This is a genomic window from Lactiplantibacillus modestisalitolerans (assembly GCF_005405425.1).
Lineage (GTDB): Bacteria > Bacillota > Bacilli > Lactobacillales > Lactobacillaceae > Lactiplantibacillus > Lactiplantibacillus modestisalitolerans.
On the sequence record NZ_BJEA01000028.1, the window covers coordinates 1 to 8,925 of the forward strand.

14 protein-coding genes are annotated in these 8,925 nt (G+C 45.0%); 10 read left to right on the plus strand and 4 right to left on the minus strand.

The window, feature by feature from the left end; all coding sequences use genetic code 11:
- Both FFM79_RS12775 and FFM79_RS12225 read left to right on the plus strand, forming a co-directional pair.
- The coding region (locus FFM79_RS12775; RefSeq protein ID WP_137643764.1) for a hypothetical protein at nt 1-186 on the plus strand (186 nt) is incomplete at its 5' end.
- Between the two features lie 246 nt (nt 187-432).
- Nucleotides 433-756 carry a heavy metal-binding domain-containing protein gene (locus FFM79_RS12225; protein WP_137643765.1) on the plus strand — a complete coding sequence of 108 codons (324 nt, stop codon included), beginning with the start codon at nt 433-435 and terminating at the stop codon, nt 754-756.
- A 62-nt stretch (nt 757-818) separates the two neighbouring features.
- Here FFM79_RS12225 and FFM79_RS12230 read toward each other — a convergent pair whose 3' ends face one another.
- Complete coding sequence (locus FFM79_RS12230) at nt 819-1,220, minus strand: hypothetical protein (RefSeq protein WP_137643766.1); 402 nt, start codon at nt 1,218-1,220, stop codon at nt 819-821.
- Between the two features lie 140 nt (nt 1,221-1,360).
- Here FFM79_RS12230 and FFM79_RS12235 point away from each other — a divergent pair, with 140 nt between their 5' ends.
- Together FFM79_RS12235 and FFM79_RS12240 are read left to right on the plus strand one after the other, a co-directional pair.
- Complete coding sequence (locus FFM79_RS12235; RefSeq protein WP_137643767.1) at nt 1,361-1,750, plus strand: hypothetical protein; 390 nt, start codon at nt 1,361-1,363, stop codon at nt 1,748-1,750.
- A gap of 38 nt (nt 1,751-1,788) precedes the next feature.
- Complete coding sequence (locus tag FFM79_RS12240) at nt 1,789-2,958, plus strand: hydroxymethylglutaryl-CoA synthase (RefSeq protein ID WP_137643768.1); 1,170 nt, start codon at nt 1,789-1,791, stop codon at nt 2,956-2,958.
- Between the two features lie 124 nt (nt 2,959-3,082).
- On the opposite strand, the gene FFM79_RS12245 is transcribed toward FFM79_RS12240, so the two are convergent.
- Nucleotides 3,083-3,712 (minus strand): hypothetical protein, encoded by a 630-nt coding sequence (locus tag FFM79_RS12245; protein ID WP_137643769.1) that lies wholly within the window; start codon nt 3,710-3,712, stop codon nt 3,083-3,085.
- A 327-nt stretch (nt 3,713-4,039) separates the two neighbouring features.
- On the opposite strand from FFM79_RS12245, the gene FFM79_RS12250 reads away from it, so the two are divergent.
- Nucleotides 4,040-4,249: an immunity protein gene (locus FFM79_RS12250; protein ID WP_137643770.1), complete on the plus strand. Its 210-nt coding sequence runs from the start codon at nt 4,040-4,042 to the stop codon at nt 4,247-4,249.
- A gap of 235 nt (nt 4,250-4,484) precedes the next feature.
- Here the strand turns inward: FFM79_RS12250 and lexA are convergent, their stop codons facing one another.
- Nucleotides 4,485-5,114, minus strand: coding sequence for a transcriptional repressor LexA (gene lexA, locus FFM79_RS12255; protein ID WP_137643771.1), 630 nt, complete (start codon nt 5,112-5,114; stop codon nt 4,485-4,487).
- A gap of 154 nt (nt 5,115-5,268) precedes the next feature.
- On the opposite strand from lexA, the gene FFM79_RS12260 reads away from it, so the two are divergent.
- Entirely contained in the window at nt 5,269-5,508 is a 240-nt protein-coding gene (locus FFM79_RS12260) for a DUF896 domain-containing protein (RefSeq protein WP_137643772.1), read from the plus strand.
- Nucleotides 5,509-5,605: 97 nt separating this feature from the next.
- Nucleotides 5,606-5,842 (plus strand): YneF family protein, encoded by a 237-nt coding sequence (locus tag FFM79_RS12265; RefSeq protein WP_137643773.1) that lies wholly within the window; start codon nt 5,606-5,608, stop codon nt 5,840-5,842.
- A gap of 80 nt (nt 5,843-5,922) precedes the next feature.
- On the opposite strand, the gene FFM79_RS12270 is transcribed toward FFM79_RS12265, so the two are convergent.
- On the minus strand, nt 5,923-6,561 hold the full coding sequence (locus FFM79_RS12270) for a lysophospholipid acyltransferase family protein (protein WP_137643774.1): 639 nt from the start codon (nt 6,559-6,561) through the stop codon (nt 5,923-5,925).
- Nucleotides 6,562-6,677: 116 nt separating this feature from the next.
- Between FFM79_RS12270 and FFM79_RS12275 the strand changes: the two genes are divergently transcribed.
- The 3 genes from FFM79_RS12275 (at nt 6,678) to FFM79_RS12285 (ending at nt 8,796) form a co-directional block, all read left to right on the plus strand.
- A complete protein-coding gene (locus tag FFM79_RS12275; RefSeq protein WP_137643775.1) occupies nt 6,678-7,445 on the plus strand; it encodes a tRNA1(Val) (adenine(37)-N6)-methyltransferase in 768 nt (255 codons plus the stop codon).
- Nucleotides 7,420-7,713 carry a GIY-YIG nuclease family protein gene (locus FFM79_RS12280; protein WP_137643776.1) on the plus strand — a complete coding sequence of 98 codons (294 nt, stop codon included), beginning with the start codon at nt 7,420-7,422 and terminating at the stop codon, nt 7,711-7,713. Before FFM79_RS12275 ends, FFM79_RS12280 begins: the two co-directional genes overlap by 26 nt.
- Nucleotides 7,714-7,797: 84 nt before the next feature.
- Nucleotides 7,798-8,796, plus strand: a complete 999-nt coding sequence (locus tag FFM79_RS12285) for a D-2-hydroxyacid dehydrogenase (RefSeq protein ID WP_137643777.1) — start codon at nt 7,798-7,800, stop codon at nt 8,794-8,796.
- Nucleotides 8,797-8,925 lie beyond the last annotated feature (129 nt).

Here is an 8,925-nt window from a genome sequence, read left to right on the forward strand (position 1 = left end):
AAGCAAATGGGACGAGAAACCAAAATTCGGTTTCTCGTCCCATTTGCTTATACAGAGGCTACTTATGTCACAGCCTCCTCTTTTTTTAGAAAAGGCCAGAAAGGGCTAAAAGCGAAAAAATTTGTGCACAAGCGTACATGTTTTCATTGCCTTGATACGTTTGTCTTTTTAATGCTTTTGCATTAGGTAGAGTCTTCTAAAAGTGATTTATTCGTGTAATAATTAATTTTAAATTAAGTGGCATATTTAGTAGTTGCACGTTTGGGTTTAAAGTCAGTTTGAATTATTCATTGCGTTATGGCAATAGATGGATACGTTCACAAAGTAATCGTATTATGGGGCAATAGTTAAGTAAGATTGGCTATCTATTAATGACTTTCCTTATAAAGCTATGCGATAATAAAGTTAACTAAAAAAGAGGAGGCCACCTCGATGGCAAACATGTTAGTTACAACAACGGAACAAATTCCGGGTCAAAACTATACCATTATTGGTGAAGTTTTCGGCTTAACCACTCAATCCAAAAACTTTGTCCGCGATATTGGGGCCGGGCTGAAAGGCTTAGTCGGCGGTGAAGTGCGCGACTACACCAAAATGCTGAATGAGTCCCGCAACATCGCCTTAGAACGGTTACGACAAAACGCAGCGGAACTTGGGGCGGATGCCGTGGTCATGATGCGCTTTGATTCGGGTTCCATTAGTCAAGATATGCAGTCGGTGGCTGCGTACGGCACTGCTGTAAAATTTACAGAATAATTGGTAAACGAAAGGTCCCCAGCTAGAGGACCTTTTTTAACGTTGTTAAAATAATTTAACCGCTAGTACCCTAAGGTTGGTAAGTAGTCGGCGTTCGTAGCGTCACTAGTTGGACGGTGGCGTGAACATGTGAGAATGGCGGTTGCCGCGGTGTCGGAGCTTAACGTTCCCAGAATGCCAACTGGGGTAACGTGATCACCAACGCGAACCTGCCAATCACAGTGACCAGCGGAACTTGTAAGTAACAATTGGTAGACTTGCTGATCCCAACCAATTAATTCAATACTAGTTGAACTGGTTGCGGTCACGTCGCCATCAAGGGGCGCGTGCAGAACGTAATCAGAAGGTTGAATTTTTAACAGCATTTCCGTAGATTGTTCAGGGGCCTGCGGTACGGCGAGATGTTTTCCCCGAACGGGGGCTACGAGCGGTATTAATTTTGAAGATCGATGCCAGAACCACATTGAAAACGCCTCCTTTAGGTTGTAACTATAGGCTACGCTATGAAACCCGTCCCAGGTCAAGGACTTCGCTCGAAAGAATTACCAAGTGCGCGTGCTATAATTAACAATGAATGATTAAGCTACCAAATGGGGGCGAGCAGATGGACTTTGCGGATTTGCAACCAATTGAGTTGCACCATACGCCGCTCGGAACGCGTAACCAATTACCAGTTCAGCATCGGCGGCAGTTAGACTGGGCTAAATTGGCACGATTAATTGCGGATAATGCGGACGTGATGATGCAGGTTGAAGCTGGCTTGGCAGAAGACTGGTTAAATACGCACGGCACGATTTGGGATGATCAGCACGGGTACCATCGTTATCCGAATGATAATCGCGATTTTGATGACACGGTTTTCTGGGGTGCTTCAACGTGGGCAACGCCGTCAATTGTGGTGACGTTTCATGATGAACGCACGCGGGCGTTTGCTTGTTTTCGTCCGGGCAATGATCCCGATTTTCATTATTTGGGCACTCTGGGCGAAGCTTGATAAAACGCAAATTGTTATTAACAAATGGAGGAATGAAGTTGAAAGTTGGGATTGATAAACTCCGGTTCGCGAGTGCGCACCAGTACGTTGACATGGTCGAATTAGCGCGTGCCCGGCATGCAGCTCCGGATAAGTATACGATTGGGATTGGTCAAACCCAGATGGCGGTGATTCCGCCGAGTCAAGACATTGTCACGTTAGCTGCGAACGCAGCGGCACCGATGTTGACGGCCACGGATTTGGCGGCAATCGATTTACTGATTGTTGGAACTGAGTCGGGAATTGATAATTCGAAGGCGAGTGCGATTTATGTGGCCCACTTATTGGGACTGTCATCGCGGTGCCGAACCATTGAGATGAAGGAAGCCTGTTACGCTGCGACGGCGGGAATTCAGCTTGCACAGGCGCACGTCCGGATGCACCCGGATAAAAAGGCACTGGTTATCGGTGCCGACATTGCACGCTATGGGTTAAATACGCCGGGCGAGCCCACACAGGGGGGCGGTGCCATGGCGATGCTAATCAGTGCCGACCCGCAAGTGTTAGCGTTGAGTACTGAATCGGCGGTTTTAAGCCAAGATGTGATGGATTTCTGGCGACCGTTGTATCATACAACTGCATTAGTAGATGGCAAGTACTCCTCAAATATCTATATTGATTATTTTCAAGATGTGTTCCAAGAGTATCTAATAAAGACGCAAACGCCAGCTGCAGATCTAGCTGCGCTTGTATTTCATTTGCCATATACAAAGATGGGTCTTAAAGCCCTACGTAGCGTACTTCCGCAGGTCACTGAAACGCAACAGCGAGATTGGTTGCGGCACTTCGAGTATTCACGCAAATTGAATCGACGGGTGGGTAATCTGTATACTGGTTCGCTGTACTTGAGTTTGCTTTCGTTACTACTAACGGATCCGAACCTCCGTCCCGGCGACCAGTTAGGATTGTTTAGTTATGGTTCTGGCGCGGAAGGTGAGTTCTATACGGGAACGTTGCAACCAGATTACCAGCGCGGGTTAGATCTCGGTTTACCCCAACGCTTACAGCGCCGGCAACGAGTTGATGTGACGACGTACGAGCGTGCCTTTAACGGCCAGTTGGCTTGGGTTGCCGACGACCAACAAACGGATTGGCAATCTGATCCGCACCGGTTTGTTTTGACTGGACAGCAAAATGAGCAACGTCAATATTTAGACCGTCAAGCGTAAAAAAGGATTCAATAAAATCCGATTAGCTGGTGAGCAACACCGGTTAATCGGATTTTTGTGGCGTTTTCAATCAGTACGGTGACAAAAACCAAGACTGCGAGTGTGATCACAGTCTTGGTTTTTTTTACTTACCCAGCTGGTTATCGAGGACTTGTCCGTCCCGTACTTTCAAAAGAAGGGTTGCTTGGTCCGGACGCTGAAGTTGTACAGTATAGCCAGCCGCCAGATTTTTCTTGATTGAACTAGATAGTTGTTTAAAATTGTTGGTAATTGTGTCAATCGCTTTTTGATTATCGTCGGGGTACTTCTTAATAATGTTGAGCGACTTAACGTAGTCTTTATTGGTAGGCTTGATCGTAAACGTCTTAGCCTCGCGGTCGAAACTAACTTCGCCAATTTTTTCGTAGTTTGATTGGAGCTGGGACAAAATACTCTTTTCCTTAAGCTTCAGGGTCGCGTTGGCGCGTTTTTGACTATCTTCGTTGAAAATAACTTGCGAAGAACCAATTTTGGCAGATGAGCTGGTCGTCTTCGAACTGCTAACGGATTGTTGACTCGTGGTCGCGCTTGAGCTGGCTTTTTTTTGATTATATGGCCAGTAGGGTAGCTTAATTACGGCATAGATGGTGACCAAGGCACTTAAAACAGTAACGGTCGCTAAAAATTTCCACCCGCCGCCCGATTGGTGGGCTGAAATAACAGAAAAAAGGGCTAGTAGGAAAATAATAAACCCCATAATTGCGAGAAATAGCATGAAACCAACTCCAATGTTTAAATTAGTATCCTTATTATACCATGGTGTGTGCGTAGTAGTGCGTAATCACAAAGGATGTATTAGTAATCACAGCAATTACAAAGGCGGCGTTACAAAATACCGCCACTACGGTTTAGGTGGATGAGTGTGGGCAGATTGACAGTCTGATACCAATTGTTCTATAGTGAACAAGGGTGCTTTAAATCAAACAATTCGCTGGCTATTTAACTTAGTCTTTAAATGGTTAGATGAACTTAATTAATCGCGATTTAAGCGGGAATGCTTTTCATAAATTAGGCTTAATTAATAATGAGAAAAGGTGATCAAATGGTGGAAACAGTTATTGGGATTATTCTGATTTTGTTAGCTGCTTGGCAATTTTACGCAACAAAAAAAGCGTTTGTTCAGTTGAAGCGGCATGGTAATCAGAATACTTCCCGGTTCATCGCGCTAGCGCTTTGGAACGGCTTTGCGTTTAGCGTTATTTTACTTGGGGCCGGTATCATGCTCAGCCTAAACGCGATTAACTTAGTATGAGAAAACAATTGCGACACCATTGTTAATGGTTAAATAAAGCGAGAGTGTGCCAAAAGTCGGTTAGCTGGTGAGCATTAACGGCGTAAGGCGAATAATCCTGGGTTTGGATTGTTTGACTTACGGGGTTAAGCGGAGCCGGCTGACTTTTGGCACACGTTTCGGCTATTAATATTCGGAAACGCACAAGAGGCTGTGACTTATGTCACAGCCTCAATTTATTAACAGAAGGACTATTTTAGTAGAGCATGTCGCGGTAAAGGCCAACAACTTTGCCCAGAATGGAAACGTTGTTTAAAATAATTGGCGCCATTGTATCGTTTTCTGGCTGTAAGCGGTAGTGGTCGGCTTCTTTAAAGAATCGTTTGCAAGTGGCCTCGTTTTCGTCGGTCATTGCAATGACAATATCGCCATTGTCAGCGGATGCCTGACGACGAACGATGACCTGATCGCCGTTTAAGATACCGATGTTAATCATACTCTCGCCGCGAATGGACAGCATGAACAAATCACCGCCAAATGATTCCAAATCCTTTGGAATTGGAAAGTAATCGGTTGCTTCCTGAACAGCTAAAATCGGTTGCCCAGCGGTAACGGTCCCGAGAACGGGAATTTGGTGGGGCGTGGTTTGAACGCCGAGGGCATCAAAGCCAGCTGGCGTGACCTCAATGGCCCGCGGTTTGGTGGGATCTTTTTGAATCAGGCCTTTTTTTTCTAATCGGGCAATGTGTCCGTGAACGGTCGAAGTCGAAGATAAGTCAACGGCTTCACCAATTTCGCGAACGGTTGGCGGGTATCCCTTTTCATTGACGCGTTCGTAAATAAAACGGAGAACGGCCATTTGTTTGCTTTCCGATGTTTTACTCATCTTGGCACCTCATTTATTAATTTCATTAGTTATTAACCCAATTGTAGCATAGCTTTTCACCGCTTTCAAACAAATGTTCGGTTGACAAATACTTTTGTTTGATTTAGGGTCGTTTTTCGGGTATTCTATTCTTGACTTGAAAGGGGTTGCCATATTGATTTCAAAAGAACTACTTGGCCGTATTAACGAGTTGGCTCACAAAGCAAAGGCGGAAGGGCTGACCGAATTAGAACAAGCTGAACGAAAAGAACTACGTGAGAAATATTTAAAGGAATTTCGGGCTGGTTTCCGCCAGCAAGTCGAATCTTTACAAGTATTTGATAAGCAGGGTAACGAGGTTACACCCGAAAAAGTTCGTCAAGTCCAACGCGAACGGGGCCTTCGTAACGATTAACCGGTTTCAGGAAAATTTGTCTCGACACAAATTTTCCTTTTCTTTTATTATTAATTTGTGTAGACTAGTTTATTGAGAACTGTAATAAGGGAGGGGAATGACGGTGTCTACTGGTATTTGGATCTTAATTGTGGTCTTAGGTGTGTTAGTTGGCTTAACTGGTGGTTTCTTTGGTGCCCGGCACTACATGCAAAACTACTTGAAGCAAAATCCACCGATCAGCGAAGAAATGCTTCGTAGTATGATGATGCAAATGGGTCAACGCCCATCCGAGAAGAAGCTCCATCAAATGCTAAATTCAATGAAAGCTTCTGCTAAAAAAGAAGGCAAATAATGACTTCAAACGTCGGACTAGAATTTTAAATTCTGGTTCGATTTTTTTGCTTAGAATGGGTCGAAAAAAGCGTACCAATTCTATTTGGTACGCTTTTCTGCGGCTGGATCAACGTATTTAAAATTCGGATCGATTAATTGATCTAAGTCATCGAAGGCGCTGAGCATTTGCGTTTCAACTTGCTTTTGGCCCGCGTCATTGAGTTTCAATTTCCGGTCGATGTAAATGGGTTGACCGAACCGGACCGTAACGGGTTTGCGACTAAATAGTCGTTTAAAAGTGAGGGGGCCTTGGTAAACGGTGGGGACTAGTGGAACGCCCGCCATTTTGGCAATTACGGTTGCGCCGCCCTTAAGTTCCTGAGAATGGCGAGTACCGGACGGAAACATGATTAGGGATAACCGTCCTTTACGCAAAAACTTAACCGGCGTTTTAATTGCCGAGGGTCCCGGATGCTGGCGGTTCACCGGGAACGCGTTGGCGTGACTCAGAATAAAGCGTAAAACGGGGTTTTTGAATAACTCTTCTTTGGCCATGAAGCTAAACTTCATTGGGCTCCCCGCCAGGGCGTAATACAATGGATCGAACCAGGTCCGGTGCGGGCCAACCAAGATGTAAGCCCCGTCCTTTGGTAAATTTTCTCGCCCTTGAAAATGGGGGCGACCGTTAATGATAGTGATGATTAGCCTAACTAGGCCGCGCATAAATGAGTAAAACATCACGATCTTCCTTTCGTTTTCTAATTGTTTCAAGTATGACGAAAAACGTTTAATTCTGCAAGTCTTAAGTCATAGTATGGTATGCTTGCATTGATTCTTTTGAAAGGTGGCAGATCATGGCCAAAGTAACGTTGAGCGCTGATGAGCGTATCGACCAATTATATAGTAGAAACATTAAAATTATTCAGAGCCCAAACGTATTTGCGTTTTCGCTGGACGCGGTTTTATTAGCGGCGTTTGCCCAGGTTGCCCGGCGTGCGTCAAATCAAATCGTTGATCTGTGCGCCGGTAACGGGGCCGTCGGGTTGTTTGTTAGCGAACGGACCGCCGCCCACATTACGGCCGTTGAGATTCAGCCACGGCTGGCTGATATGGCGCGCCGAAGCGTAGCGTTGAATAATTTAGATGGGCAGATTACGGTATTGAACACGAATTTGCTGAACGTGACCGATCAATTGGCCAAGGATTCAATTGATACGATTTTATGCAATCCGCCGTACTTTAAGGATCAGCCGAACAGTGTTAAGAATCCTAATCCGTACTTGGCAACCGCGCGCCACGAATTGTCAGCGAACCTAGATCAAATTTTAGCCGTGACAAGTGGCCTGCTTAAAATGAACGGGAAGGCTTATTTCGTGCACCGGCCGGAGCGTCTTGATGATTTGTTCGCAGCGATGCGGGCCCACCGGCTGGCACCCAAACGGCTCAGATTTGTGCATCCTAAAGCGGACCGGGAAGCCAACATGGTTTTAATCGAGATGATCAAGGACGGTAAAACGAACGGTGTCCGCGTTGTGCCGCCAGTGATTGTTTATCAAGCGGACGGGACGTATGGAAAAGAGGTGCACCAGCTACTCTATGGTTCAACCAAGGAAAAACGCTGACGCTAAGCCGTACTATTTTTACGTTTTGTTATGTGCGGATAATACGCTCTACGGCGGTTTTACGGATGACTTAGAGCACCGACTTGCGACGCATAACGCGGGCAAGGGTGCCAAGTACACGCGCCCGAAGACTAGGCGTCCGTTGAAAATGATTTACCATGAAGTTTTCACTGACAAGTCTTCAGCCTTGAAAGCTGAATACGCTTTCAAACACCAGCCTAGGAGTGCCAAGTTAAAATACTTGACAGCGCACGGGGTAACTTTTTGAAAAAGTTTTCACCTTTTTGCATACTTTTTTAGTCAATTACTGTTATAATGTTACCTGTATCAATATATAGGAGGAATTTTTGTAATGAAAATTATTGCATATGCTGTCCGTGACGATGAACGTCCTTTCTTCGACACATGGATGAAAGAAAACCCAGATGTTGAAGTTAAGTTAGTTCCTGACTTACTTACAGAAGAAACGGCCGAATTAGCTAAGGGCTTTGACGGTGCCGATGTTTATCAACAAAAAGATTACACCGCAGCCGTATTGAACAAATTAGCTGACGAAGGCGTTAAGAACATTTCCCTTCGTAACGTTGGGGTTGACAACTTGGACGTTGCCACCATCAAAGCACGGGGATTGAACATCTCTAACGTACCAGCATATTCACCAAATGCGATTGCTGAATTATCAGTAACGCAATTGATGCAATTATTACGTCAAACACCTAAGTTCAACAAGAAGTTAGCTAAGCAAGACTTCCGTTGGGCACCAAACATTAGTAAAGAATTACACACGATGACCGTTGGGGTTGTTGGTACTGGCCGGATTGGTCGCGCCGCTATCGATATCTTCAAAGGCTTCGGTGCTAAGGTTATTGGTTACGATGTATACCGTAACGCTGAACTTGAAAAAGAAGGCATGTACGTTGATACCTTGGACGAATTATACGCCCAAGCCGACGTTATTACGTTACACGTTCCTGCATTGAAGGATAACTACCACATGTTGAATGCGGACGCCTTCAGCAAGATGAAAGATGGTGCTTACATCTTGAACTTTGCACGTGGGACGCTCATCGATTCTGAAGACTTGATCAAGGCTTTAGACAGTGGCAAGGTTGCTGGTGCTGCCCTTGATACGTACGAATACGAAACGGCCATCTTCAACAAAGACCTTGAAGGTCAAACGATTGATGACAAGGTCTTCATGAACTTGTTCGAACGCGACAACGTTTTAATTACACCACACACGGCCTTCTACACGGAACCAGCCGTTCATAACATGGTGCACATTTCAATGGATAACAACAAACAATTTATCGAAACTGGTAAAGCTGACACCCAAGTTAAGTTTGACTAATTTCTGATTAATTAAGAAAAATGCGATAATCTGCGGATTATCGCATTTTTTGTGGCTCTGTGTCAACCGGTGTTGATTTGTACTTTTATGAGGTTCCAATTCACTTACGAATTGGGGCCTTTTTTTCAA

Excerpts from the sequence above, each read along its gene's own strand:
- FFM79_RS12225 (WP_137643765.1), top strand. The coding sequence starts at position 433 with ATGGCAAACATGTTAGTTACAACAACGGAACAAATTCCGGGTCAAAAC.
- FFM79_RS12230 (WP_137643766.1), bottom strand. The coding sequence starts at position 1,220 with ATGTGGTTCTGGCATCGATCTTCAAAATTAATACCGCTCGTAGCCCCC.
- FFM79_RS12235 (WP_137643767.1), top strand. The coding sequence starts at position 1,361 with ATGGACTTTGCGGATTTGCAACCAATTGAGTTGCACCATACGCCGCTC.
- FFM79_RS12245 (WP_137643769.1), bottom strand. The coding sequence starts at position 3,712 with ATGCTATTTCTCGCAATTATGGGGTTTATTATTTTCCTACTAGCCCTT.
- FFM79_RS12250 (WP_137643770.1), top strand. The coding sequence starts at position 4,040 with ATGGTGGAAACAGTTATTGGGATTATTCTGATTTTGTTAGCTGCTTGG.
- lexA (WP_137643771.1), bottom strand. The coding sequence starts at position 5,114 with ATGAGTAAAACATCGGAAAGCAAACAAATGGCCGTTCTCCGTTTTATT.
- FFM79_RS12265 (WP_137643773.1), top strand. The coding sequence starts at position 5,606 with ATGACGGTGTCTACTGGTATTTGGATCTTAATTGTGGTCTTAGGTGTG.
- FFM79_RS12270 (WP_137643774.1), bottom strand. The coding sequence starts at position 6,561 with ATGTTTTACTCATTTATGCGCGGCCTAGTTAGGCTAATCATCACTATC.
- FFM79_RS12275 (WP_137643775.1), top strand. The coding sequence starts at position 6,678 with ATGGCCAAAGTAACGTTGAGCGCTGATGAGCGTATCGACCAATTATAT.
- FFM79_RS12280 (WP_137643776.1), top strand. The coding sequence starts at position 7,420 with ATGGTTCAACCAAGGAAAAACGCTGACGCTAAGCCGTACTATTTTTAC.
- FFM79_RS12285 (WP_137643777.1), top strand. The coding sequence starts at position 7,798 with ATGAAAATTATTGCATATGCTGTCCGTGACGATGAACGTCCTTTCTTC.